We start from the raw sequence: 25,000 nt of genomic DNA on the forward strand, positions 1-25,000 counted from the left end.
GGACGACGTCGGAAGGACAGCACATGCTGAGCATACTCACTATGTGCATGGTCATAGAATCGGAGGACCGGCGGGGCAGGGAAGTGACATGGCAGTGCACGGCAGCAGCGACATCCTGGTCGACGAGCTCTACGAGACGACGCACCGGCTGCGCCGCTTTGTGGAGTCCCGGCTGCGAACCCATGGGGCGTCGGTGGCCCGGCTGCGCGCCCTGCGGATGCTCGCACGCTCCGAGCAGCCCCTGCGGATGCGGGACCTGAGCGAGATGACGGGAGTCGCGGCGCGCACCACGACCAGCATCGTCGACGGCCTGGAGCGCGACGGTCTGGTGGAGCGCGTCCGCCACCCCCACGATCGCCGCGCATTTCTGCTGCGCCTCACCGACAAGGGGCTGCGACGCCATCACGAGGCGGAGGAAGTGGACCGCCTCGCCCTCGCCGAGGCGACGGCCGCCCTGGACGCGGACGACCGCGCCCGGCTACGGGCCCTGCTGGCCCGCATCCGCGAGGCCACCGCCTGACGCGTCCCCCGTGGTGGACGAGCGCGCGGCCGACACCGGTTCCGGTGGCCTCGCGCCACCGGAACCGTTCACGTCAGCCGCCCAGCGCCCGCAGAACCACGACCTTCGCCTCGTCCTGCACCTGACGAAGGTGGCCGGACCCGAGGAACGACTCCGCGTAGATCTTGTACACGTCCTCGGTGCCCGACGGACGCGCCGCGAACCAGGCGTTCGCGGTGGCGACCTTGATACCGCCGATGGGTGCGCCGTTGCCCGGCGCCTCGGTGAGGACGGCGGTCACCGGCTCTCCGGCAAGGGTGTCGGCACTGACCTGGGCCGGGGACAACTTCGCCAGACGGGCCTTGTCCTCGCGCGACGCCGGCGCGTCGATACGCGCGTACGCGGGCTCACCGAAGCGCGCCGTGAGCGCCGCGTAGTGCTCGGACGGCGTCCTGTCGGTGACGGCCGTGATCTCGGAGGCGAGCAGGGCCAGAATGATGCCGTCCTTGTCGGTGGTCCAGACCGAACCGTCCCGGCGCAGGAACGACGCCCCGGCGGACTCCTCTCCGCCGAAGCCGAGTGAACCGTCGACCAGCCCGTCCACGAACCACTTGAACCCCACGGGCACTTCCACCAGTCGCCGGCCGAGGTCGGCGGCGACCCTGTCGATCATGCCGGACGAGACCAGCGTCTTGCCCACACCCGCCGCGGCGGGCCACTGCGTGCGATGGGAGTACAGGTAGGAGATGGCGGTGGCGAGGTAGTGGTTGGGGTTCATCAGCCCGCCGTCGGGGGTGACGATGCCGTGCCGGTCGGCGTCGGCGTCGTTGCCCGTCGCGATCCGGAAGCGGTCGCGCTGCTCGATGAGCGAGGCCATCGCGTACGGCGACGAGCAGTCCATGCGGATCTTGCCGTCCCAGTCCAGCGTCATGAATCGCCAGGTGGGGTCGGTCAGCGGATTGACCACCGTCAGGTCCAGGCGATGCTGCTCCGCGATGCGCCCCCAGTAGGCGACCGATGCTCCGCCCAGCGGATCGGCGCCGATGCGTACGCCCCCGGCACGGATCGCATCGAGGTCCAGCACGCTCGGCAGATCGGAGACGTACGCGCCGAGGAAGTCGTGGCGGCCGGTGCCGGGCGCCGCGAGCGCCCGGCTGTAGGTGACACGTCGTACGTCCTTCATCCCACCCGCGATGATCTCGTTCGCCCGGTCCTGGATCCAGGAGGTCGCGTCCGAGCCGGCCGGGCCGCCGCTCGGCGGGTTGTACTTGAACCCGCCGTCCCCGGGCGGGTTGTGCGAAGGCGTCACGACCACACCGTCGGCCGGGCCTGAGGTGCGCTCCCGGTTGTGGGTCAGGATCGCGTGGGAGACCGCCGGAGTGGGGGTGTAGCCGTCGTCCGTGTCGAGGAGCACCCTGACGTCGTTCGCCGCGAACACCTCGAGAGCGGTGATCCTCGCGGGCTCCGACAGCGCATGGGTGTCCGCGCCGAGGAAGAGCGGACCGTCGGTGCCCTGGCTCGCCCGGTACTCGCAGATGGCCTGGCTGGTCGCGGCGATGTGGTCCTCGTTGAACGCCGTCGCGAGCGACGACCCGCGGTGCCCGGAGGTACCGAAGGCCACCCGCTGCCCCGGCTCGGCCGGGTCGGGGTGCAGCGCGTAGTACGCCGTCACCAGCCGCGAAACGTCGATCAGGTCCTCGGGTCCGGCCGGCCTGCCCGCTCGTTCGTGCTGCATCGCACTCACTCCTCCACATCGACCGTGCATCCGCTCGCGCTGTCATCTTGCCCGTTGCCGGGGACGGAGTCTCACATTCCGGCCCGGAGCGCGGAGATGGCCGACGACACCACAACGTTCATGTGGATGAACTTGACTCAGATGGGTGTACGTCTGTGTGACTGCTGTGCAAGACTCCACCAACTCCCTTGTGACGTCGGCTAGTTCGAGAGGTAGGCGCCCGTGAGTGTGTCACGACGTACCGTGCTGGCGACGGCGGCCGGAACTGCTGCCGCATACGCTTCTTCCGGGCAGCAGGCACAGGCGGCTGCCGGCCCGGCCTCGGCCCACACCGTGCGCACTCTTCGCGCGGCGGCCGACTACGCGGTGGACAAGGTCCGCTCCGTCGCGCCGGGCGTGACCGGATTTCCCGTGGGGACGAAGTTCGAGAAGTGGGTGTACTCGCAGAACGGCGACTGGGTCGGCGGGTTCTGGCCCGGAACACTGTGGATGGCCTGGCTCCACAGCGGCGACGGTGCGTTCCGCACGTGGGCGCTGGAATCGGCGCAAAGGCTCGCGCCCCGCCAGAACGACACCGGCACGCACGACCTCGGCTTCCTGTTCTATCCGTCCTGGGTCACGGCCTGGCGCCTGACGGGCGAGGACACCTGGCGTGCGGGCGCGGTTCGCGCGGCCGACTCGCTGATACAGCGATACAACCCCCGCGGGCACTTCATTCGGGCGTGGGGTGCGCTCAACGACCCCAACAACGCGGGCCGGATCATCATCGACACCATGATGAACCTCGACCTGCTGGCGTTCGCGAGCAAGCAGACCGGCGACGACACATATCTGAACATCGCCGTGGAGCACGCGAAGACCGCCCAGCGGGTCTTCGTCCGTCCGGACGGGTCGACCCCGCACGCCTTCGACATCGACCCGGACAGCGGCGCTCCGATAGGCCAGGCCACCGTGCAGGGATACAGCCCCACCTCGTGCTGGTCACGCGGACAGGCATGGGGAGTGTACGGATTCACCACGATCCACCGTCGCACCGGGAACCAGCAGTTCCTGGCCACCGCGCGGAAGCTGGCCGACTTCGCGATCGGCGCGCTGGGCTCGGACCACGTCCCCGTGTGGGACTACCGTGCGCCGCAGCAGCCGTACGACGTCAAGGATGCCTCGGCCGGTGCGATCATGGCATGCGGACTGCTCGACCTGTCCGCTGTCACCGGCAGTCAAAAGTACCGTGACGTGGCACTGCGACTGCTGACCGCTCTGTCGGAGACCTGTCTGACCCGCACCTCCTCCCGCGCCGAGGCCGTGGTGGCCCGCTGCACCCGGAACCGGCCGGCCGAGGACGGCATCGAGATCTCGCTTCCGTACGCCGACTACTACCTGCTCGAGGGGATCCTGCGCGTGCTCCGGCCGAGCGACGTAGACCGCGCGATCGACCTGTCGGCCCTCTGACCCGGCAGGACGGGGCGTGCGCCATGACCGTCGGTGCAGGGCGGCGGCCACGGTGCCCCGGGAATCCTGCGGTCCACCGAGCCCCTCGGGGCCCGGTGGACCGCCTGACGCGGACCCCCGGTCACCGCCGTCGTACGGCGCGGCGGCTCGTCACCGCATGGCGCGCATTCTCATGATCTCGCTCGACTGCTGGGCGATCACGTCGTCGGCCATCTCCTCGATCCGGATGTTGTTGCCCTGCGCCTTCACATCGGTGGCCATGGTGATGGCCCCTTCGTGATGGGCGATCATCAGCGTGAGGAAGAGCTGGTCGAAGGCCTTGCCGTCGGCGGCACGCAGGTTCTTCAGCTGCCCCTCGGTCGCCATACCGGGCATCGCGGCGTGCTCGTGCTCGTGACCGCCGCTCTTCTCCGTCTCCCCGGCTGTCGTGAGCCAGCCCTTCATGGCCTTGATCTCCGGCTCCTGGGCGGCGGCGATCCGCTCGGCCAGTCGCCGGACCTGGGTGGAATCGGCGCGCTGCGGGGCGAGTTCGGTCATCTCCAGAGCCTGCGCGTGATGCACGATCATCATCCGCGCATAGGAGACGTCGGCCGAGTTGGGAGAGTCGTCCTCCGCGCGCTGCTGGGCGGCGTCTTCGGCGGACAGGGTGCGGTTCGCCTCTCCGGGCTCACCGGGCGCGATCACCGAAGGACCGGACCCCGCGGCCGACTTGGCCGCCGGACCGGGGTCGCACCCCCCGGCACCGAGCACGGCCAGAGCGGACAGCGTGATCGCGACGCATGTCGCCCGTGTCGCACGGCGGAACAGCACAACAGCCTCCTGTGGCAGGCGGGTTGAAGGACAGCTCGTGGTACTCGGTCACAGTCCTAGCAGGCTTCCGCGCGTTACCGATCAGAAACCTTCATTACAAGTACATTGCCCTCTGTTGGTCTGTGCATGATGAAGACGATACTGCGGGTTGTGTGAACCGTTCCGAGGCGAACGGAACTAGGGAGGAAACAGTGATCCTGTTGAACGACCCTCGAACACGGCGCAGACGCCTGGGGGTTGCTGCAGCCGCCGCGGGGCTGCTGGCAGCCCTGCTCACGGCCGCACCGGCCACGGCGACACCCGATCCCGGGGACGCCCCGACCGCACGCAAGGAGGTCTCCAACAGCGCACAGGCCGAGGCACGTCAGGCCATAGGGAACGGCGAAATACCCGGCCAGGACGAGATAGTCCACTCCCGCAACATCGAGCACCTCGCCAACATCCCCAAGGACGCACTCCCCGGGACCAATTCGGATCTGGCTTTCCAGGGCAAGTACGCCTTCGCGGGCAACTACGACGGCTTCCGCGTCTTCGACATCAGCAACCCGCGGTCCCCGAAGACGGTCGCGCAGGTCCTGTGTCCGGGATCGCAGAACGACGTGTCCGTCTCCGGCGACCTGCTCTTCCTTTCCACCGACTCCTCGCGCAGCGACAGCAGCTGCAACAGCACCACGCAGCCGACGACCGAGAAGTCCTCGTGGGAGGGCATGAAGGTCTTCGACATCAGCGACAAGACCAACCCGAAGTACGTCGCGGCCGTCGAGACCGCCTGCGGCTCGCACACCCACTCGCTGGTGCCCGAGCGCAAGAACGTCTACATCTACGTCTCCTCGTACTCGCCGAACGCCGCGTTCCCCGACTGCCAGCCGCCGCACGACGGCATCTCCGTCATCAAGGTGCCGCGCAACGCGCCCGAGAAGTCGGCGGTCGTCGACTTCCCGGTGCTGTTCCCGGGTGAGGGCCCGGACGGAGGCGGCAACCCCGGCGCCCCCACGAACCCGGGCGTCTCCAAGACCACCGGCTGCCACGACATCACGGTCCTGCAGTCCCAGGACCTGGCCGCAGGTGCCTGCATGGGTGACGGCATCCTGATGTCCATCAAGGACCCGGAGCACCCGAAGGTCATCGACCGGGTGCAGGACAACGTCAACTTCGCGTTCTGGCACTCCGCGACCTTCAACCAGAAGGCGAACAAGGTCGTCTTCACCGACGAGTTGGGCGGCGGCGTCGGGGCCACCTGCAATGAGGCGACGGGCCCGAACCGCGGAGCCGACGGAATCTACGACATCGTCGGCAAGGGCGACAAGCGCAAGCTCGTCTTCCGCAGCTACTTCAAGATCCCCCGCCACCAGGCGGACACCGAGAACTGCGTGGCCCACAACGGATCGCTGATCCCGGTCAAGGGCAGGGACATCATGGTGCAGGCCTGGTACCAGGGCGGCATTTCCGTCTGGGACTTCACCGACTCCCGCCACCCGAAGGAGATCGGCTACTTCGAGCGAGGTCCTCTCACCACCGACACCCTCACCACCGGCGGCTCCTGGTCGGCGTACTACTACAACGGCTACGTCTACTCGAACGACATCGCCAAGGGCTTCGACGTCCTGAAGATCAGCGACCCGCGTACGGACCCGGCCAAGCGGGTGCGTCTGCCCGAGCTGAATGTGCAGACCCAGCCGGACTACTTCGACTGACGCACAGCGCACCATGACACCGCTCAGGCCCTGACACCCAGGCGGGCCGGCGGTTCGGCAGGTCCGAGCCGCCGGCCCGCTCACGGCAGGGTTCGAGTCGCCGTGAACCCCCGGGGCCGATGTCCCGGGGGCTGCTGGGCGGGGATGCCGTTCCCGGCCGAGGCGCGATGACGGCCGCGCACGCACGTGACCGCTCCGGCGCGTGCCGCTCGGACGGTGCGGGACCTCGACATCCTGACCGGGGTGAACAACACCGGTCGTGCCAACGATCTTTGGCGTGCCCCTCTCCTGACGGCTCCTCCGGTGCGGCGTGCGAGCCGGCGGCGCGCGACCCGGCCGGGTCCGCCGATGGGATCGAGGCGTCCCGGTCACGCCACTTCTTGAACACAAAGACGACGGCGAAGTCCACCGGTGTGGCCATGAGTTGAAAGATTCCCGTGTCCGGGGGCTTGCCTGCCGTGAGGACTCATCAGTTAAATCAAGTCGTGAACTAAGCGAATGCACGGGCCTGTTCAGCTCCCACGTCGATCGGGGCAACCGCAGGTGGGCGTTCCTCGGGCCCGGCCGCACACCTGCAGGGCCGCACCTCAATGCCATCGCTCGTCGTGTCCACCGACCCTTCGCACCCGCAGGGGACCTCACATGAGACTCAGATCCCTGGGTGTCGCGCTGGCCGCCACGGCAGCGCTGATCACCCTGCCGACCACCCATGTCTCGGCCGCCGCGGCCGACACCCCGCTGTCCCAGGGCAGGTCGGCGACCTCGTCGTCCGACGAGAACGCCGGGACACCGGCCCGCAACGCCGTCGACGGCGACGCCGGCACCCGCTGGTCGTCGGCCGCCACCGACACCCAGTGGCTCCAGGTCGACCTCGGCGCCACGGCCTCGATCTCGAAGGTCGTCCTCAACTGGGAGGCCGCCTACGGCAAGGACTACAAGATCCAGGTCTCCCAGGACGGCAGCAACTGGAACGACCTGAAGTCCGTCACCGCCGGCGACGGCGGCGTAGACACGCTCGATGTGTCGGGCCAGGGCCGCTATGTGCGCATGTACGGCGTCCATCGAGCCACCCAGTGGGGCTACTCGCTCTGGGAGTTCCAGGTGTTCGGCACCACCGGTGGCGGCACCGCACCCACCTGCGGCACGGCGAACGCCGCGCAGGGCAGGCCCGCCTCGGCGTCCTCCACGGAGAACGCGGGCACTCCCGCGTCGGCCGCGTTCGACGGCGACGCCGGCACCCGCTGGTCCAGCCAGGCGTCCGACCCCCAGTGGGTACAGGTCGACCTCGGGTCGGTCCAGGACCTGTGCAAGGTCGATCTGACCTGGGAGGCCGCCTACGCCAAGGAGTTCCAGATCCAGGCCTCCTCGGACGGCCAGAACTGGACCACGCTCAAGAGCGTCACCGGCGCGACCGGCGGGACCGCCTCCTACGACGTCAGCGGCTCGGGCCGCTACGTCCGCATCAACGGCACGGTCCGCGGCACGGGCTACGGGTACTCGCTGTGGGAGGTCGCCGTCCACACGGGTTCCTCCACCACTCCCCCTGTGCAGGGCGGCGGTGACCTCGGTCCCAACGTCATCGTGGTGGACCCCTCGACCCCCAACCTCCAGCAGAAGTTCGACCAGGTCTTCGCCCAGCAGGAGTCCAGCCAGTTCGGCACCGGCCGCTACCAGTTCCTCCTGAAGCCGGGCACCTACAACGGCATCAACGCCCAACTCGGCTTCTACACCTCGATCTCCGGACTGGGTCTCAACCCCGACGACACCCAGATCAACGGTGACATCACCGTCGACGCGGGCTGGTTCAACGGCAACGCCACCCAGAACTTCTGGCGTTCGGCGGAGAACCTCGCCATCAGGCCCTCCAACGGCACGGACCGCTGGGCCGTGGCACAGGCCGCTCCGTTCCGCCGGATCCACGTCCAGGGCGGGCTCAACCTCGCCCCGAACGGCTACGGCTGGGCCTCCGGCGGCTACATCGCCGACTCGAAGATCGACGGTACGGTCGGGCCCTACTCGCAGCAGCAGTGGTACACCCGCGACAGCTCGGTCGGCGGCTGGACCAACGGCGTGTGGAACATGACGTTCACCGGGGTCCAGGGCGCGCCGGCGACCAACTTCGACACCGGCCCGTACACCACGCTGGACACCACGCCCGTCTCCCGCGAGAAGCCGTTCCTCTACCTCGACGGCAGCAACTACAAGGTCTTCGTCCCCGCCAAGCGCACCAACGCCCGCGGGGTGTCCTGGCCCGCCAACGCCGGCACCTCGATTCCGCTGGACCAGTTCTACGTGGTCAAGCCGGGCGCGACCGCGGCGACGATCAACGCGGCCCTGGCCCAGGGGCTCAACCTGCTGTTCACTCCGGGTGTCTACCACCTGGATCGGACGCTCGAGGTGACGCGCGCCAACACGGTCGTACTCGGCCTCGGCCTCGCCACCCTCGTCCCGGACAACGGTGTGGACGCGATGCATGTGGCGGACGTCGACGGTGTCAGGCTCGCGGGCTTCCTGATCGACGCCGGAGCCACCAACTCCGACACGCTCCTGCAGATCGGCCCGGCGGGCGCTGCCGCCGATCACTCCGCCAACCCCACCACCATGCAGGACGTGTTCATCCGCATCGGCGGTGCGGGCCCGGGTCTGGCCACCAATTCGGTCGTCGTCAACAGCGACGACGTCGTCATCGACCACACCTGGATCTGGCGCGCGGACCACGGTGACGGTGTCGGCTGGAACACCAACCGCGCCGACTACGGTCTGCGCGTCAACGGCGACGACGTCCTGGCCACCGGTCTGTTCGTGGAGCACTTCAACAAGTACGACGTGCTGTGGAGCGGCGAACGCGGCCGTACGATCTTCTTCCAGAACGAGAAGGCCTACGACGCGCCCAACGCCGCCGCCATCACCCATGACGGCATCGTCGGTTACGCGGCCTACAAGGTCGCCGACACGGTGAACGTCCACGAGGCCTGGGGCCTGGGCAGCTACTGCAACTACACGGCCGACCCCAGCATCGTCCAGGCGCACGGCTTCCAGGTGCCCGTCAAGACAGGCATCAAGTTGCACGACCTCCTGGTCATCTCCCTGGGTGGCAAGGGACAGTACGCCCATGTCGTGAACGACACCGGCGCCCCCACCTCGGGAACGGACACCGTCCCCTCCAAGATCACGCAATTCCCCTGATGCACGGAGCGGTGCGGGTCACCCGCGGGTGACCCGCACCGCCGCACGCTGTTCCGGACCGGCCGGCACACGGTCCGAAAGACTCAGGCCGGTGACAGCCACCGGAAGTCGGCAGGCATGCCAGGCCGCCGGACCCGCCGCCGGCCGCGAGGCGGCCGGGATCCAGCCCTCGCCGGGTCCCGGCCGCCTCGGTCGCTCAAGCCTGCGAACAGGACATGGGTCGCTGCCTCAGGCGCGGCGCTCCGGTACGTTGTCGTGCACGCGCTTGGGGTCGGTGACCGCGACCGGCTCGAGGATCTCCTCGATGCGCGCCATCAGATCGGCCTCGAGCACCACGCCCGACGCCTTCGCGTTCTCCTGGACCTGCTCCGGACGCGACGCGCCGATGATGGCCGCTGACACATTGGAGTTCTGCAGAACCCACGCCACGGCCAACTGCGCCAGCGACAGATCCGCCTCCGCCGCCAGCGGCTTCAACTGCTGGACGGCCGCCAGCACGTCATCGCGCATCCACCGCGCGATCATGCCGGCGCCACCCTTGTCGTCCGTGGCACGCGAACCCGCCGGCGGCTGCTGACCCGGCTCGTACTTGCCCGTCAGCACACCCTGCGCGATCGGCGAGAACACGATCTGGCCCATACCCAGCTCCTCGCAGGTAGGCACCACCTCGCCCTCGATCACCCGCCACAGCGCGTTGTACTGCGGCTGGTTGGAGACCAGAGGAATCCGCAGCTCACGCGCGAGCGCGTGCGCACGCCGGATCTGCTCCGCGGGCCACTCCGACACGCCGATGTAATGAGCCTTCCCGGAGTGCACGACATCGGCGAACGCCTCCATCGTCTCCTCCAACGGCGTCGCCACGTCGTACCGGTGCGCCTGGTACAGATCCACATAGTCGGTCCGCAGCCGCCGCAACGACCCCTCGATCGACTCCATGATGTGCTTGCGCGACAGACCCCGGTCGTTGCGGCCCGGACCCGTCGGCCAGTACACCTTCGTGAAGATCTCCAGACCCTCACGGCGCTCACCCTTCAGCGCATCACCCAGAACCGCCTCGGCCCGCGTCCCGGCATAGACATCCGCGGTGTCGAACGTGGTGATGCCCGTCTCCAGCGCGGCACGCACACACGCGACCGCCGCCTCGGCCTCCACCTGAGAACCATGCGTGAGCCAGTTCCCGTAAGCGATCTCGCTGATGATCAGGCCACTGCGGCCGAGATGACGGTATTCCATAGAGGCAATCCTTCGTTGGCGTGTGCGGGGCTCGCGACATGGCCCTGTGCGCACGCACCGCGGCCCACCGACAGCTCGGCAGCCGGGCAATCGGTCACCACAGGGACGCTTGTCAGCTCATCAGATCATTTCATGCCGCGATGACGACAGCGGATGGCTACCACTGCTGAACGTACTCTGCGCAGGGTCACCCACCGCGTCCGGGCAGGAGCGTATGCGGCCGTCAGTCCTTGACGGTCATCTCCCCCAGCTCCGACCAGTCGTCCTGCTCCAGGACCGTGTTGATGATCCGCGGCGTCTCGACCAGGTGAGCAGGCAGATTCTCCATGGCCGCCCGGAAGTGCTCGGACTGGACGTGCGCGGCGCCCGCGTCGCCGTCCCGGAACGCCTCGACGAGCACGTATTCGGCCGGGTCCTCGAGGCTGCGCGACCAGTCGAACCACAGGCAGCCGGGCTCGTTGCGCGTCGACTCGGTGAACCCGCGCGTGATCTCGGGCCACCGCTCCACGTACTCCGGCTTGACCCGGAACTTGACCGTGATAAAGATCATTTCACGCTCCCTGTTCGCATGTGATCTTCACTCATCGTAGGACGACGTGCGACCGCGGCGCGCAAGGGGCGATGGCCCGAACGCCCGCAGAAGCCTACGGCGGAGGTGACGTTTCCGGCACTCTTTGCGCGGATGACTCCCCCGGGCGCGGCACACGTACCCCCGGCCGTCCCCACCGCACCGTGCCGCCGCGCACCGCCGGGCGTTCCTCGCCCCGGCCCGACCGCACCGTCCCGGGGTCACGACGGCCCGCGGAGGTACCGCGCGGGCCGGGAGCGCAAGGACACGGGAGGACCGGTATGAGACCGTAGAGCCAGGTATCCGCCCGTGGAATGGACCCCCGTATGGGTCGCACGAACATGGCGCATGAACACCGGGGCGATCCGCTCGGGATCACGTCCGCGGCCGTCGTCCTCGTGGACGCCCACGGCCTGATCAAGCACTGGAGCGCGGCGGCCCAGAACCTGCTCGGATATGCGGCGGCCGAGGTACTCCAGCAACCAGCGACATCACTCCTGCTGTCCGAGGACGCGCTGACGTCCGCATGGTTCGGAGCACGGCGGGTGGGAGCAGGCTGGGAGGCCGAGGTCACCGCACGTCACCGCGCGGGTCACCCCCTGGAGGTGGCGCTGCGTGCGTGCCCCGTGCGCACCGGGAACGGGTCCGAGTGGCTGATCACGGCCTGCGACAGCGCCGCGTCGCGCAAGTGGGAGCTGGACCAGGTGGTGGTGCGCACCCTGCTCGAGGAGCAGGCGCTCGCCGGCACCGGACCGGACGAGGAGCCGCGGTCCCTGTGGGTGAACCCCCGGACGGCCGGTATGGAGGAACTGCCGCCGCAGGAAGCGCCCACGCTCCCCCCGTCCGCTCTGTGCGCACGGCGGATGCCGTCGGCCGTGGACGTGCCGGCCGCGCCGAACACCGGGCTCGACCGCGGGCAGCGCTCACGCCGCTCATCACGCCGGCCGGCGGAACCGACGGGGAGGGCGCTCGGACCGCGCTCCACCGCCGTCGCCGTCCCGTCCTCCGACGAAGCGCGCGAACGGCTCACCCTCATCAACGAGGCGGGGCAGCGCATCGGCACGACGCTGGACCTCGACCACACGGTGCGCGAACTGGCCGAGGTACTCGTGCCCGAACTCGCCGATTTCGCCGCGATCGACCTCTTTCAGGGGGGTCTCACGGCGAAGGAGGTCACGGGCGAGCCGGTGACCGGCGGGACCCTGCGAAGGGCGACCAACCTGTCGATCCACGAGGAGCACCCGGAGGTGGTCGTCGCGATCGGGGAGCCCACCAGATATCCGGCACGGTCCCCGCAACGGCGCTGCCTGGAGGCCGGGCGGTCCATCCTCGATCCCGTGCTGGCCCCGACGACCTGGTGGCTCGCCGAGGACCCGCTGCGCCTGGAGAAGCTGCACCGGATCGGTGTGCACACACATCTGACCGTGCCGCTCCGGGCACGGGGCGTGACCATGGGCGTGGTGACGCTGCTGCGCTGGGAGAACCCGGACGCCTTCGACGAGGACGACCAGTTGCTCGTCGAGGAGCTGGTGGCCCGTGCGGCGGTGTGCGTGGACAACGCCCGGCGGTTCGCGCGCGAGCACAACGCGGCGCTCGCCCTTCAGACGAGCCTGCTGCCGCCCGATCTGCCCGACCACAGCGCCGTCGAGCTCGCCTATCGCTATCTGCCGACCGACGCCGAGGCCGGCGTCGGGGGCGACTGGTTCGATGTCATCCCCCTGTCCGGCGCCCGGGTCGCGCTCGTGGTGGGTGATGTCGTGGGCCACGGGATCCACGCCGCGGCCAGCATGGGCCGTCTGCGTGCGGCCGTGCAGACGCTCGCCGATCTCGACCTTCCGCCCGACGAGCTCCTGGCCCACGTCGACGACCTCGTCCTGCGCCTGGCGGACGAGGCGGAAGCGGCCACGGACGACCCGATGGTCATCGGCGCCACATGCGTCTACGCCGTGTACGACCCGATCTCGGGCAAACTCAATGTGGCGCGGGCCGGGCATCCCAGCCCCGCCATCGCCCATCTCTCCGAACCCGTCGAGTTCCCCGACATCCCCGCCGGTCCCCCGCTGGGGCTGGGCGGTCTGCCCTTCGAATCGGCCGAGATCGCGGTGGAGGAGGGAAGCGTCATCGCCCTCTACACCGACGGGCTGATCGAGGCGTCGGACCGGGACGTCGATGTCGGCTTCGAGCGGCTCTGCTTCGCCCTGGCCCATCCCGACCGGCCTCTGGAAGAGATCTGCGACACGATGGTCCGTACGCTGCTGCCGGACCACCCGCACGACGACGTCGCCTTCCTGATCGCTCGGACGCACCGACTCCCTCCGGACCGCGTGGTCTCCTGGGAGGTGCCCTCCGACCCCCGGGCGGTTCACGACGTGCGCTGCGAGGCCGTCCGGCAACTGACGGACTGGGGCCTGGAGGATCTCGCCTTCACCACCGAGCTCATCGTCAGCGAACTGGTCACCAACGCCATCCGGCACGCCGGCGGACCGACCGCCCTCCGGCTGATCCTGGACCGCAGCCTGATCTGCGAGGTGTCGGACGCCAGCAACACCTCCCCGCACATGCGCCGTTCACCCGTCACGGACGAGGGAGGCCGGGGCCTTTTCCTGGTCGCCCAGGTCGCACAGCGCTGGGGCACCCGGTACACCGGCACGGGCAAGACCGTCTGGGCGGAGCAACCGCTGCCGCCCGGTGATATCTCCCCGCGGAGGTGATCGCCTTGGACCCCTCGACCCTTGAGGCCATGAAGGCCGCCCTGCGCGGTCCGGTCATCGGCCCGCGGGACGCCGAGTACTCCCGTGCACGCACGGTCTACAACGCGATGATCGACCGGCGCCCGGCCGCCGTGGTGCGATGCGCGGACACGGCCGATGTAGCGGCCGCGGTCGACTTCATCCGCGACAACGACCTGGAACTCGCGGTCCGCGGGGGCGGACACAGCGGCCCGGGTCTGTGCCTGGTGGAGGACGGCGTCACCGTCGACCTCTCCGCGATGCGCCGGGTACAGGTCGACCCGGTCGCCAGGACCGCGCGGGCCGACGGCGGCTGCCTGCTTCAGGATCTCGACCGCGCCACGCACGAGTTCGCGCTCGCCACGCCCGCCGGCATCGTCTCGACGACCGGAATCGGCGGGCTCACGCTGGGCGGCGGCCATGGCTACCTCACCCGCAAGTACGGCCTCACAGTGGACAATCTGCTCGGCGCGGACGTCGTGCTGGCCGACGGCACCGTCGTTTCGGTGAGCGCGACCGACCACCCGGACCTGTTCTGGGCACTGCGCGGTGGCGGCGGCAACTTCGGTGTCGTGACCTCGTTCACCTACCGGCTCCACCCGGTGGACACCGTCGGGGTCGTGATCACCCTGTGGCCGGTGGACGGGACCCGCGAAGTACTCGCGTGGTACCGCGACTTCCTTCCGCGGGCGCCCGAGGACGTGTACGCCTACTTCGCACTGTTCGTCGTCCCTCCCGTCCCGCCGTTCCCCGAAGAACTCCACGGGCAGAGGATCTGCGGCATCGTGGGGTGCCACACCGGTCAACCCGACCGCGTGGAGGAGGCGTTCACGTCGGTACGGGAGCCGGGTCCGCCGGCCTTCCACTTCACGGCACCGCTGCCCTATCCCGCGTTGCAGAGCATGCTCGACCCCATCATCCCGGCGGGCTACCAATGGTATTGGCGGGGCGACTTCTTCGATCGCATCACGGATGCGGCGCTGGACGTGCATCTCAGGTACGGCGAGCACATCCCGACCCCGCTCTCGCTCATGCATCTCTATCCGGTGGACGGCGCCGCGCACCGGGTGGGCCCGGACGACACCGCCTGGAGCCACCGGGACGCCGTCTGGTCCGCCGTCTTCGCCGGAGTCGACCCCGATCCGGGCAACGCCGGGACGATCAGGCAGTGGTGCGTCGACTACTGGCAGGAGATGCATCCGCACTCCATGGGCGGCTCGTACGTGAACTTCATGGGTGAGGAGGAAGGCCGCGACCGGGTGCGGAACACCTACGGAGACCACTACGACCGGCTCGCACGGGTCAAGCGGACCTACGATCCGGACAACCTCTTCCGTGCGAACCAGAACATCGTGCCCGCCCGGCCCCTGTGACCTGAAGGCCTTGCACGCCCGGGCCTGCTCCGGGGTCGTCTAGCGGGCCGCGTACGGGGGCAGTTGGGCCCGGCTCACCCGCTCGCCCAGCACCTCGGACATGAACTGGACCAACCACCGCTGGGACGGCGTGCGCGAGGACTCGTGCCGTGCGTACAGGGCCACTTCGATCGGCTCGGTGACGAACGGCAGCCGCACGAGGCGTACTCGATGGGAGGCGGTGAAGACCTCCCCGACGTACTCCGGGACGATGGCGATCAGGTCGGTCTGCTCCAGCAGGTACGGCAGCATCGAGAAGCGTGTGGCGTCCACGGCCACCCGGTCCAGGAGCCCGTGCGCGGCGAGCACCGCCCGTGGCACCACGTGCCCGTTGGGGCCGAAGACGGTCGCATGGTGCTCGGCGGCGAGCTCCGGCAGGGAGACCGAGTCGCCCCGCACGCGCGGATGGTCGGCGGCGACCATGCCGACGTATCGCTCGTGGAAGAGCGGTATCCGGACGGTCCGGTGGGAGGTCAGCACAGGGGAGGCGACGAACGCGTCGAGTTCGCCGCGGCGCAGTTGGTGCTCGGCATCGTCGACGTCCAGCGGACGCACGATGAACGACACCCGCGGCGCGCGCTCGCGGGCCGCCGCGAGGAGACGGGGCAGCAGGGTCGCCTCTCCCAGGTCGGACAGGGCGAGCGTGAACCGTCCCGCCATGGTTCCGGGGTCGAACGCGTCGGCCTGGCCCACCGCCCCGTCGATGTCCGCGAGGGCGCGCTGCAGCGGCTCGTACAGCCGGCGGGCACCGGCGGTCGGCGTCAACCCGCGCCCGGTGCGCCGGAACAGCTCGTCGTCGAAGTGCCGGCGCAGTTTGGCCAGGCTGTAGCTGACCGTGGGCTGCGTGAGGTGAAGCGTCTCGGCCGTGACCGTGACACTGCCGGTCTCGTAGAGCAGCACGAACACGCGCGCGAGATTGAGGTCGAAGCTCCTCATATCGAAGGACTCTATATCTCTGCGCCACAACATCTATTGGCGCTCATGTTCCACGACTGCCTAGCGTGATGCACGTCACTCCGGAAAGGAACGTCTGTGCCGTCCGTGCGTCGCGTCTCCCACGAGTTCCTGGAGCGCCAGGGGCTGACCACCGTCTTCGGCAACCCGGGCTCCAACGAGTTGCCCTTCCTCTCCGAACTCCCCGACAGCTTCCGCTACGTCCTCGGTCTGCACGAGGGGGCCGTCGTCGGCATGGCCGACGGCTTCGCGCAGGCGACGGGCCGTCCTGTCCTGGTGAATCTGCACGCCGCCTCCGGCTCCGGGAACGCGATGGGCGCGCTGACCAACGCCGTGGCCTCCCGGACCCCGCTGGTGATCCTGGCCGGTCAGCAACTGCGGTCCGCCGTGGGCCTCGAGGCGAATCTGGCCAATGTCGACGCCCCCGCGCTGATGAAACCCCTCGTCGGCTGGGCCGCGGAGCCGGCCTGCGCCGCGGATGTGCCGCGCGCCCTCGCGCAGGCCGTGTTCGAGGCGCGGCTCCAGCAGCGCCCCACCTATCTGTCCGTCCCCTACGACGACTGGGCGGCCGACTGCGACGACAACGCCCTGGCGGTGCTCGACCGGAACGTCCAACGCGCCTCTCTGCCCGCCGGGGAGCAGGGCCGCCGACTGGTGGAGGACGTGACGTCCGCGCGCCGGCCCGCACTCGTGCTGGGGGGTGACATCGACTCGGCGGGCCTGTTCGACGACGCCGTCCGGCTCGCGGAGCGCCTCGGCGGACCGGTGTGGGCGGCACCATCGCTCTTCCGGCTGCCCTTCCCCAACCGCCACCCGCTCTTCCAAGGCGTGCTGCCGGCCGGGATCGCGCCCGTCTCCGAGGCGTTCGAGGGCCACGACCTCGTACTCGTGCTCGGCGCGCCGGTGTTCCGCTACCACGAGCACCTCCCCGGCCCGTATCTGCCGCGAGGCACCCGGCTCGTCCAGGTGACCGACGACGCGTCCGCGGCCGCGCGGGCGCCCATGGGCGAGGCATTGGTCGCCGACCCCGGGGCGGTCATCGATCTGCTGATGAAGGTCCTCGACGCCCCGGCGGCGGCCGGGGCGGCCTACCGGCCCGCGCCCGAACCGCACACCGCCGACGGTCCGGCGATGCATCCGGAGGAGGTGTTCGCCGCGCTGCGCGACACTCTGCCCGAGGACACCGCCTACGTGGTCGAGTCGACCTCGACGAACTCCTCCTGGTGGCGCCAGATGGATCTGCGCCGACCCGGCTCCTACTACTTCCCGGCGGCAGGCGGACTCGGTTTCGGCCTCCCCGGTGCCGTCGGTGTCGCGATGGCGCAGCCCGGCCGGCCCGTCGTCGGCGTCATCGGGGACGGCTCGGCCAACTACGGGATCACCGCGCTGTGGACGGCCGGACAGCAGCAAGTGCCCCTGACCGTAGTGCTGTTGCGCAACGGCACGTACGGCGCCCTGAGGTGGTTCGGCGGCCTCCTGGGCGTGCCGGACACCCCGGGCCTGGACATCCCGGGCCTGGACTTCACACGTGTCGCGGAGGGCTACGGCGTCGCCTCCCACCAGGTCGACGGTGCCGAGGAGTTGCGTGCGGTCCTCTCCGAGCGCCCCGACCGTCCCCGCCTGATCCAGGTGGACACGGCACTCACCACCCCCTCCTGAAAGAAAGGGAATCGATGACATTCCTGGACAACGGCGTCCGGGGCACGGGACTCCACAGCGACGGCCGGACGGACCCCGCCTCCAAGAACGCGGCGCATATCCCCCTCCGCGCCCGGCACCGGTGGAAACGGGCGCACGGCGTCGTCACCGACCGGACCGGCCCCGGCGATCTCCCCCTCCGCGAGCGGAGTGCCGGGGTCGGGCCTCACCCGCCCGCCGGCCGGGCCGACGGCGGCGGAACCGGATCCGGTCACGGCGGCACCGCGGTCCATGCCGGCGCCCTCGGCGAGACCCGGCGGGTCACGCGACCGGGCATCGCCTCCCACCCGTTGCGACCCCACTCACCCACACCGTCCCCTGGGGGAATGTCACCATGACACCCGTCACCCCGTCCCAGCCGTCGGCCCGCTTCGGCCTCACCGGCCGCGACGCCTGGACGGTGGTCCTGTGCTGGATCACCGTCCTGCTCGAGGGCTACGACCTCGTCGTCCTCGGCGCCATCATCCCGACCCTTCTCAAGACCCACCACCTCGGCATGACCGCGGCCGACGCGACCACGATCGCCACGCTCTCGCTCGTCGGCGTCGCCATCGGCGCGGTGTCCGTCGGCCCGCTCGCCGACCGGCTGGGGCGGCGCCACCTGCTCATAGGCTCGGTGGTGCTGTTCTCGCTCTTCACCGTCCTGGTGCCGCTGGCGGACTCGGTCGCGATGTTCGCCGTGCTGCGTCTCATCGCCGGTGTGGGCCTCGGCGCGTGCATGCCGGTTTCGCTCACGATGATGGCCGAGCACATGCCGGCCCGCCGGCGGGCACGGGCCAGCACACTGACCATGACGGGCTATCACACCGGCGCCGTGATCACATCGCTGCTGGCACTGCAGGTGACCGACAACTGGGAGATCCTCTTCTACGTCCTCGGTGTCGTCGGATTCGTCGTCGCCGTCGTCCAGTGGTTCCGCCTGCCGGAGTCGGAGGCCTTCGTGCAAGCCCGGCAGTCGACCGGCTCCCGGCGTGTTCCCTTCACCGAGCTGCTCAAGCCCGCCTACCTCCGCGCGGGCATCGGCATCTGGGTCGCCTCGTTCATGGGGCTGCTGCTGGTCTACGGCCTCAACACCTGGCTGCCGAAGCTCATGAACGATGCCGGCTATCCCGTGCCGACAGCGGTCACCCAGCTCCTCGTGCTCAACGTCGGAGGCGTGGTCGGCTTGATCATCGGCGGCTTCGTCGCCGACCGGCGGGGCATCAAGGGCACGGCACTGGGCTGGTTCGCGGTCTCCGTGGTCATGCTCGCCTGCCTGAGCGTCAAGATGGGCAGCGACATCCTGCTCGACCTCGTCGTCTTCCTCACCGGCGTGTTCGTCTTCTCGGCCCAGGTGCTCGTCTACGCCTATGTGACGAACTTCTACCCCGCCTCCGTCCGCAGCACGGCTCTCGGCTCGGCCTCGGGCATCGGCCGTATCGGCTCGATCGTCGGCCCGTCGATCACCGGAGCCCTGGTCACGGCCGGCATCGGGCATCCGTGGGGCTTCTACTTCTTCGCCGCGGTCGCGGTCCTCGGCTTCCTCGCCGTGCTCACCCTGCCGCGGCAGACACAGAGCCTCAGGACCCAGGCCGTCGAGGCCGTTGCCTGACGCACGACCCACCGTCTCCCCACCGGTGCGGCGGTGCGGGCGCTCATCGGGGCCCGTACCGCCGTCCGTCCCCGTCGCCGGACCGTCGGCCGGCGGAACGGGACAGAGCCCCGTGGGGACCGCCGCCTTCCCGAGCAGCCGGCGACACACGGCTGTTGACGTCGTTATCCGGTGGCGGACCGGGCCCCCGCTGGTGAAGATCGCTGCATGCCTGTCTTCCTCGAGACCGAGCGGCTCGTGTTGCGCCCGTTCACCGAAGCCGACGCCGAACACCTCTTCGTCCTGGACAACGACCCCGAGGTCATGCGGTTCATCAACGGTGGCAAGCCGGTCGGTCGGGAGTCGATCCGCACACTGACGCTGCCACGGCTCCTCCACGACCACCCGTGCCTCGGCACCCGTGGTCACTGGGCCGCCGAGGAGAAGGCCACCGGGACCTTCCTCGGCTGGTTCGAGTTCCGCCCCCTCGACCAGCACAGCGCCGCCGCGGTGGAACTCGGCTACCGGCTGAACAGGGCGGCCTGGGGCGAGGGACATGCGACGGAAGGCTCGCGGGCGCTGATCGACAAGGGGTTCACGGACCTCGGCGTGCAACGGGTCACCGCGAACGCCATGGCGGTGAACACCCGGTCCCGGCGGGTGATGGAGCGGACCGGTCTGTCGTTCCTCCGCAACTTCACCGAAGACTGGCCGGAGAGGATCGAAGGTTCGGAACACGGCGAAGTCGAGTACGAACTCACCCTGGCCGACTGGGAGAAGCGCCGCTGACGGTTGCCGGCCGGGCTCGCCCCTCGCTGAACTCCCCCGTTCCTCCTGACGCTTGCGTCTCCGTCCGATGCCGTCGGGCAGCCGCGCGACCCTGGGGCGGCACCCCGCCTTCAGGCCAGAGTGCTGCCGCAGTACCGGCACTTGGTGGCCGCCTTGGGCACATCCTCCGAGAGGCAGGCGGGACACGTCCTGGCGGGCTGGGGGTCACCGAAGACCGACAGGCCGCGCCGGGCCTGTGCGCGCTTGTACGGGACGACGATCAGGAAGTACACCACCGCCATGAAGATGATGAAGTAGATCAGCGCGGAGATGAACGCGCCGATGTTCAGGTAGGTCGCGCTGTTGCCCGGCCGGCCGAGCTGCCAGCCGAGTCCGGGCGACACCCCGCCCTGAGCCCTCGCGATGATGGGGTTGATCACGTAGTCGGTGAACGCCTTGATCAGGGTGCTGAAGGCCAGCGCCACGATCAGGCCGATGGCCACGACGATGACGTCGCCGCGCATCAGGAAGTTCTTGAAGCCGCGCAGCATGCATGCTCCTCGCTTCTGGTCACGCCCCTGGTCGCTCACGGTGCCTCGCTCGTCGCTGTCAGTGTCACGTGACGGCCCACCGGCCGCACTCGGGGCACCCCCGATCGAGCACATCGCTCCCGCTTCGGATGCGCACGCCGCTTGCGGGCGGAATAAATAGCAAGCGCATGCAATTATTCTGGACGTCAACGGCACGGGTGTGGGTCACGCACTCGGGCCCCGCTCACCGGCATGCACTAGGAGTCATCGAGTTGACCTCCCTCTTCACCTCGTACACCCTCAGGTCACTGACCGTCCCCAACCGCATCTGGATGGCGGCGATGTGTCAGTACAGTGCGGCGCCGGAGGGCGAAGCGGTCGGCGTCCCGACGGACTGGCACTTCGCCCACCTCGCCGCGCGCGCCTCCGGCGGTACCGGACTGATCATCACCGAGGCCACGGCCGTCAGCCCCGAGGGACGCATCTCCCCCTATGACCTGGGCATCTGGAACGACACCCAGGTCGCCGCCTTCCAGCGCATCACCGCGTTCCTGAAGACGCAGGGCACCGTCCCCGGTATCCAGCTGGCCCACGCCGGGCGCAAGGCCTCCACCGAGCGCACCTGGGTCGACCGCGGGCGCCCGATCAGCCCCGACGAGCCCCACGGCTGGACCCCCGTCGGCCCCAGCGCACTCCCCTTCGGCCCGGCGTCGACGACCCCCGAGGAACTCACCACGGACCGCATCCGCGGCATCGTCCGGGAGTTCGCGGAGGCCGCCGAGCGTGCACGCGCGGCCGGATTCGAGGTCGCCGAGATCCATGGAGCCCACGGCTACCTGATCAACCAGTTCCTGTCCCCCTACAGCAACCAGCGCACGGACGAGTACGGCGGCTCGTTCGAGGGCCGCACACGGTTCGCGCTGGAGGTCGTGGACGCCGTGCGCGCCGTCTGGCCGGACGACCTGCCGGTCTTCTTCCGGATCTCCGCCACGGACTGGCTCACCGAGAACCCCGAGGACGGCCGGGAGGGGTGGACGGCGGACGACACCGTCCGATTCGCCAAGGAGCTCCAGGCCCGCGGAGTGGATCTGATGGACATCTCCACCGGCGGCAACGTCCCGGACGCCAAGATCGTGACCGGCCCCGGCTACCAGGTGCCCTTCGCCGAGCGCGTCCGCACCGAGACGGGGATGCCCGTGGCCGCGGTCGGCATGATCACGGAGCCGGCCCAGGCCCAGGAGATCGTCGCCTCCGGCCGGGCCGATGCCGTACTGCTGGCCCGGGAACTGCTGCGCAACCCGTACTGGGCACGTCACGCCGCCGAGGAGCTCGGCGGCGAGGTCGCCTCGCCCACGCAGTACCACCGCGCGTGATCCTCTCGGGCGGGGTCCCCGACCCCGCCCGAGCCCCGCGCCCGACAGGACAAAAGTCCTCCCCCGCGGCGGTCCCGGCCGCGTCTCCTGAGGCCGCGGTTCGGTCCGCCGTGCCGTCTCCCCCGCAGCTGCCCGGTTCCCGCCTCTGGCCCTTGAGACATACCGGACGGTATACAAGCCCAGTCGAACGCGCGAGGGCCGCTCTCCGAGTGGCCCCGCGCGACGTCACGGCCTCAGGGGGAGGATCGTCATGGCAAAGGACGGACAACCGGGCGGAGCGGCGAGACGCCGTCGATTCCCGGTCACCGCGGGGGCGGCGCTCGGCGCCTGTGCCCTCTTCGCCGTCTCCGCGGTGCCCGCCGCGGCGCACGGCGCGGCACCCGGCCGCGGCACGCATTACACATCGCTCGGGGACTCCTACACCTCGGGACCCCTCATCCCGCAGCAGGTGGACGCGAACTGCGCCCGCTCCGACCACAATTACCCCTCGATCGTCGCAACTGCCCGGAAGACGACGGCGTTCAAGGACGTCAGCTGCGGCGGGGCGACGACCGCCGAGATGTGGACGGCACAGGGCACCAATGGTCCCCAGCTGGACGCGGTGGGGCGGGACACCGATCTGGTGACGCTTCAGATCGGCGGCAACGACATCGGTTTCGGCTCCATCATCTCCACCTGTGTCGGGCTCGCCGCCCAGGACCCGACGGGCGACCCCTGCCGCCGTTACTACGCCTCGTCGGGGGTCGACCGGCTCACGGTGGCCATCGCGCAGACCGCACCGAAGGTCGACCGCGTGCTGCGGGCCGTACACGCGAGGGCGCCGCACGCGCGGGTCCTCGTCGTCGGCTACCCGGACCTCCTGCCCGACGACGGCAGCGGCTGCTCCCCCTCGGTGCCTTTCGCGGCCAAGGACTTCTCCTACCTGCGGGACACCGAGAAGGGGCTCAATCTGATGCTGCGCGTGGTGGCCGCGTGGAACCGCGCGGAGTACGTCGACACCTACGCGCCCACGCGTGGCCACGACATGTGCAAGGCGCCCGGCGACCGGTGGATCGAACCGTTGCAGCCGGCCTCTCCCGCGGCACCCGCCCATCCCAATGCCAAGGGTGAGGAAGCCATGGCGCGTGCCGTGCTGGCGAGCCTGGGCAAGAGGCACGGGCACCACTGAGCGGATCCGTCCGCCCCGGCCGTGCCGGGTCGTCCCCGTGAGGCGCGTCGACGCCCGGGGATCCGGCCGATCTCCGATTCACTCGTCCGCGTCACCGGTCCGGCATCGGACCGGTGACGCGGAACCGTCTCCCGGGCAGGCGCGGCGCGAGCCCGCATCTGCCCGCCCTCGGGATCCCCGGCCGCCGACCACTGGGCCGTTCGGGTGTCCTCCCCCCGTGTGGATGCGGCGGCCGGCGGCCCTCGTCGCCCTGACTGTGATGTTTGCTAGAGAACCGGAATGAAAGGAGAGGAACGGGCAACGTTCCCCTTCATGCTCAGCACGAACGCGCCCAGGCAGGTGAGACGATGACGACGGCGACCAGTGTGGCCAGACGACCGTCGGCCGCACCGACCACCGCCAGAAACCCTCCGGCCGCTTCGACGGCGACGCTGCCCTCGCTCACAGGACTGCGGTGGGCGGCCGCGCTGCTGGTCTTCGGGCTGCACGTGCGCAACTTCGGCTATTTCGCAGGCACCGGCGGCGACATCATGACGTGGGCGTTCGACGCCGGCGCGACAGGGGTGTCCTTCTTCTTCGTGCTGTCCGGGTTCGTCCTGATGTGGTCGGCGCGGCCGAACGACCGGGCACCCGCCTTCTGGCGGCGGCGCATCGCACGCGTCTACCCCGTCCACCTGGCCACCGCCGCGATCGCCCTGGTCATGGCATACACGCTGGACCATCGGGAGATGCCGACGGCGCACCAGGCACTCGCCAATGTCCTTCTGGTGCATTCCTGGTGGCGTCCCTGGTGGCAGACGCTGGACCCGGTCAGCTGGTCGCTGGCCTGCGAGGCCTTCTTCTACGCCCTCTTCCCGCTGCTGGCTCTGCTGCTGCGCCGGCTCGATGTCCGAGGGTCGGCGGCGGTCGCCGGGGCCTCGGTACTGGCGGTGACGGTTCTGGCCTGGGCGGACGCCCACCACTGGCTGGGCCAGACCGTGAACTCCTTCCCCGCCGCTCGACTGCCCGAGTTCGTCCTCGGAGCCGCAGTCGCCCGCCTGGTGCTTCTCGGACGGTGGCGCGGCCCCGGCCTTGAGGCCTCGCTCGCCCTGGCCGTCGTCGGCTACTTCTTCGTCCCCCAGGTCACCCCCGGCTACCCGGCCACGGCCTGCACCATCGTCGGCTTCGCCCTGCTCATCCCGGCGGCCGCCGTCGCGGACCTGCGCGGCCTGCCGTCCCTGTGGCGGCATCGGCGGCTGGTACGGCTCGGGGAGCTGTCGTTCGCCTTCTACATGGTGCATCTTCTCGTGCTGCAGGCCGGCACCCACCTGCTCGGCACCTCACCTCGCTACGGCGTGGTGGGGGGCCTGTGCGCGACGACGCTCGCGTTCACCGTGTCCCTCGGCCTGTCCTGGGTCCTGTACGAGGCGGTGGAGCGGCCCGCACGACGGCTGTTGCTGCGCAGGCGGCGTTCTTCCGGGACACGGCCGAAACCACCGGCGGCCCGCTCCAAGTCCGTTCCCGCCGTGTCCGACTCCACGGCCTCGGCTCGCGACTGAGGCCGGCCGCGGTCCCGGCCGTCGGGGCGGGGCCGCGCGCCGCCCGCGGTCCGGGCGCCGTGCTGCCGGTGCTCCCCGATCGCGGC

The 25,000-nt window shown here is 69.9% G+C and carries 18 protein-coding genes; 12 read left to right on the forward strand and 6 right to left on the reverse strand.

What is annotated here, in order from left to right; genetic code table 11:
* Positions 1-88: 88 nt before the first annotated feature.
* Entirely contained in the window at positions 89-520 is a 432-nt protein-coding gene (locus ACSHXN_RS04475; protein WP_438302684.1) for a MarR family winged helix-turn-helix transcriptional regulator, read from the forward strand.
* A gap of 73 nt (positions 521-593) precedes the next feature.
* Here the strand turns inward: ACSHXN_RS04475 and pgm are convergent, their stop codons facing one another.
* Entirely contained in the window at positions 594-2,234 is a 1,641-nt protein-coding gene (gene pgm / locus ACSHXN_RS04480) for a phosphoglucomutase (alpha-D-glucose-1,6-bisphosphate-dependent) (protein WP_355803186.1), read from the reverse strand.
* 222 nt (positions 2,235-2,456) lie between these two features.
* On the opposite strand from pgm, the gene ACSHXN_RS04485 reads away from it, so the two are divergent.
* Positions 2,457-3,683: a glucuronyl hydrolase gene (locus ACSHXN_RS04485; protein WP_356293519.1), complete on the forward strand. Its 1,227-nt coding sequence runs from the start codon at positions 2,457-2,459 to the stop codon at positions 3,681-3,683.
* A gap of 150 nt (positions 3,684-3,833) precedes the next feature.
* Here the strand turns inward: ACSHXN_RS04485 and ACSHXN_RS04490 are convergent, their stop codons facing one another.
* Positions 3,834-4,493 carry a DUF305 domain-containing protein gene (locus ACSHXN_RS04490; protein ID WP_355134673.1) on the reverse strand — a complete coding sequence of 220 codons (660 nt, stop codon included), beginning with the start codon at positions 4,491-4,493 and terminating at the stop codon, positions 3,834-3,836.
* Between the two features lie 191 nt (positions 4,494-4,684).
* Here ACSHXN_RS04490 and ACSHXN_RS04495 point away from each other — a divergent pair, with 191 nt between their 5' ends.
* A complete protein-coding gene (locus ACSHXN_RS04495; protein ID WP_355134671.1) occupies positions 4,685-6,187 on the forward strand; it encodes an LVIVD repeat-containing protein in 1,503 nt (500 codons plus the stop codon).
* 642 nt (positions 6,188-6,829) lie between these two features.
* A complete protein-coding gene (locus ACSHXN_RS04500) occupies positions 6,830-9,373 on the forward strand; it encodes a discoidin domain-containing protein (protein ID WP_355134669.1) in 2,544 nt (847 codons plus the stop codon).
* A gap of 228 nt (positions 9,374-9,601) precedes the next feature.
* Here ACSHXN_RS04500 and ACSHXN_RS04505 read toward each other — a convergent pair whose 3' ends face one another.
* Both ACSHXN_RS04505 and ACSHXN_RS04510 read right to left on the reverse strand, forming a co-directional pair.
* A complete protein-coding gene (locus ACSHXN_RS04505; protein ID WP_355142120.1) occupies positions 9,602-10,606 on the reverse strand; it encodes an aldo/keto reductase family protein in 1,005 nt (334 codons plus the stop codon).
* Positions 10,607-10,829: 223 nt separating this feature from the next.
* A complete protein-coding gene (locus ACSHXN_RS04510; protein WP_355142122.1) occupies positions 10,830-11,156 on the reverse strand; it encodes a putative quinol monooxygenase in 327 nt (108 codons plus the stop codon).
* Positions 11,157-11,500: 344 nt separating this feature from the next.
* Between ACSHXN_RS04510 and ACSHXN_RS04515 the strand changes: the two genes are divergently transcribed.
* Positions 11,501-13,885: a SpoIIE family protein phosphatase gene (locus ACSHXN_RS04515; RefSeq protein ID WP_438302685.1), complete on the forward strand. Its 2,385-nt coding sequence runs from the start codon at positions 11,501-11,503 to the stop codon at positions 13,883-13,885.
* A gap of 5 nt (positions 13,886-13,890) precedes the next feature.
* Positions 13,891-15,276, forward strand: a complete 1,386-nt coding sequence (locus ACSHXN_RS04520; protein WP_438302686.1) for an FAD-binding oxidoreductase — start codon at positions 13,891-13,893, stop codon at positions 15,274-15,276.
* Positions 15,277-15,315: 39 nt separating this feature from the next.
* Here the strand turns inward: ACSHXN_RS04520 and ACSHXN_RS04525 are convergent, their stop codons facing one another.
* Positions 15,316-16,251, reverse strand: coding sequence for a LysR substrate-binding domain-containing protein (locus tag ACSHXN_RS04525; protein WP_438302687.1), 936 nt, complete (start codon positions 16,249-16,251; stop codon positions 15,316-15,318).
* Positions 16,252-16,347: 96 nt separating this feature from the next.
* On the opposite strand from ACSHXN_RS04525, the gene mdlC reads away from it, so the two are divergent.
* The 3 genes from mdlC to ACSHXN_RS04540 all read left to right on the forward strand — a co-directional run bounded on the left by mdlC (position 16,348) and on the right by ACSHXN_RS04540 (position 20,326).
* Positions 16,348-17,928, forward strand: coding sequence for a benzoylformate decarboxylase (mdlC, locus tag ACSHXN_RS04530; protein ID WP_438302688.1), 1,581 nt, complete (start codon positions 16,348-16,350; stop codon positions 17,926-17,928).
* Positions 17,929-18,301: 373 nt separating this feature from the next.
* Positions 18,302-19,558, forward strand: coding sequence for an MFS transporter (locus ACSHXN_RS04535; RefSeq protein ID WP_356292370.1), 1,257 nt, complete (start codon positions 18,302-18,304; stop codon positions 19,556-19,558).
* A gap of 207 nt (positions 19,559-19,765) precedes the next feature.
* A complete protein-coding gene (locus tag ACSHXN_RS04540) occupies positions 19,766-20,326 on the forward strand; it encodes a GNAT family N-acetyltransferase (RefSeq protein ID WP_438302689.1) in 561 nt (186 codons plus the stop codon).
* A 110-nt stretch (positions 20,327-20,436) separates the two neighbouring features.
* On the opposite strand, the gene ACSHXN_RS04545 is transcribed toward ACSHXN_RS04540, so the two are convergent.
* Complete coding sequence (locus tag ACSHXN_RS04545) at positions 20,437-20,856, reverse strand: large conductance mechanosensitive channel protein MscL (protein WP_355805863.1); 420 nt, start codon at positions 20,854-20,856, stop codon at positions 20,437-20,439.
* A gap of 251 nt (positions 20,857-21,107) precedes the next feature.
* Between ACSHXN_RS04545 and ACSHXN_RS04550 the strand changes: the two genes are divergently transcribed.
* The 3 genes from ACSHXN_RS04550 to ACSHXN_RS04560 all read left to right on the forward strand — a co-directional run bounded on the left by ACSHXN_RS04550 (position 21,108) and on the right by ACSHXN_RS04560 (position 24,914).
* Positions 21,108-22,208: an NADH:flavin oxidoreductase/NADH oxidase gene (locus tag ACSHXN_RS04550; protein ID WP_356110196.1), complete on the forward strand. Its 1,101-nt coding sequence runs from the start codon at positions 21,108-21,110 to the stop codon at positions 22,206-22,208.
* Between the two features lie 250 nt (positions 22,209-22,458).
* Positions 22,459-23,376, forward strand: a complete 918-nt coding sequence (locus ACSHXN_RS04555; protein ID WP_355805857.1) for an SGNH/GDSL hydrolase family protein — start codon at positions 22,459-22,461, stop codon at positions 23,374-23,376.
* Positions 23,377-23,723: 347 nt separating this feature from the next.
* The gene (locus tag ACSHXN_RS04560) at positions 23,724-24,914 is read left to right on the forward strand and encodes an acyltransferase family protein (RefSeq protein ID WP_356110199.1); all 1,191 of its coding nucleotides are present in this window, start codon (positions 23,724-23,726) and stop codon (positions 24,912-24,914) included.
* Positions 24,915-25,000 lie beyond the last annotated feature (86 nt).

Source organism: Streptomyces sp. HUAS TT11 (genome assembly GCF_051553595.1).
Classification (GTDB): Bacteria; Actinomycetota; Actinomycetes; order Streptomycetales; family Streptomycetaceae; genus Streptomyces.

Excerpts from the sequence above, each read along its gene's own strand:
- ACSHXN_RS04525 (WP_438302687.1), bottom strand. The coding sequence starts at position 16,251 with ATGAGGAGCTTCGACCTCAATCTCGCGCGCGTGTTCGTGCTGCTCTAC.
- ACSHXN_RS04555 (WP_355805857.1), top strand. The coding sequence starts at position 22,459 with ATGGCAAAGGACGGACAACCGGGCGGAGCGGCGAGACGCCGTCGATTC.
- ACSHXN_RS04505 (WP_355142120.1), bottom strand. The coding sequence starts at position 10,606 with ATGGAATACCGTCATCTCGGCCGCAGTGGCCTGATCATCAGCGAGATC.
- ACSHXN_RS04535 (WP_356292370.1), top strand. The coding sequence starts at position 18,302 with ATGACACCCGTCACCCCGTCCCAGCCGTCGGCCCGCTTCGGCCTCACC.
- ACSHXN_RS04545 (WP_355805863.1), bottom strand. The coding sequence starts at position 20,856 with ATGCTGCGCGGCTTCAAGAACTTCCTGATGCGCGGCGACGTCATCGTC.
- ACSHXN_RS04540 (WP_438302689.1), top strand. The coding sequence starts at position 19,766 with ATGCCTGTCTTCCTCGAGACCGAGCGGCTCGTGTTGCGCCCGTTCACC.
- ACSHXN_RS04560 (WP_356110199.1), top strand. The coding sequence starts at position 23,724 with ATGACGACGGCGACCAGTGTGGCCAGACGACCGTCGGCCGCACCGACC.
- ACSHXN_RS04510 (WP_355142122.1), bottom strand. The coding sequence starts at position 11,156 with ATGATCTTTATCACGGTCAAGTTCCGGGTCAAGCCGGAGTACGTGGAG.
- ACSHXN_RS04475 (WP_438302684.1), top strand. The coding sequence starts at position 89 with ATGGCAGTGCACGGCAGCAGCGACATCCTGGTCGACGAGCTCTACGAG.
- pgm (WP_355803186.1), bottom strand. The coding sequence starts at position 2,234 with ATGCAGCACGAACGAGCGGGCAGGCCGGCCGGACCCGAGGACCTGATC.
- ACSHXN_RS04500 (WP_355134669.1), top strand. The coding sequence starts at position 6,830 with ATGAGACTCAGATCCCTGGGTGTCGCGCTGGCCGCCACGGCAGCGCTG.
- ACSHXN_RS04515 (WP_438302685.1), top strand. The coding sequence starts at position 11,501 with ATGGGTCGCACGAACATGGCGCATGAACACCGGGGCGATCCGCTCGGG.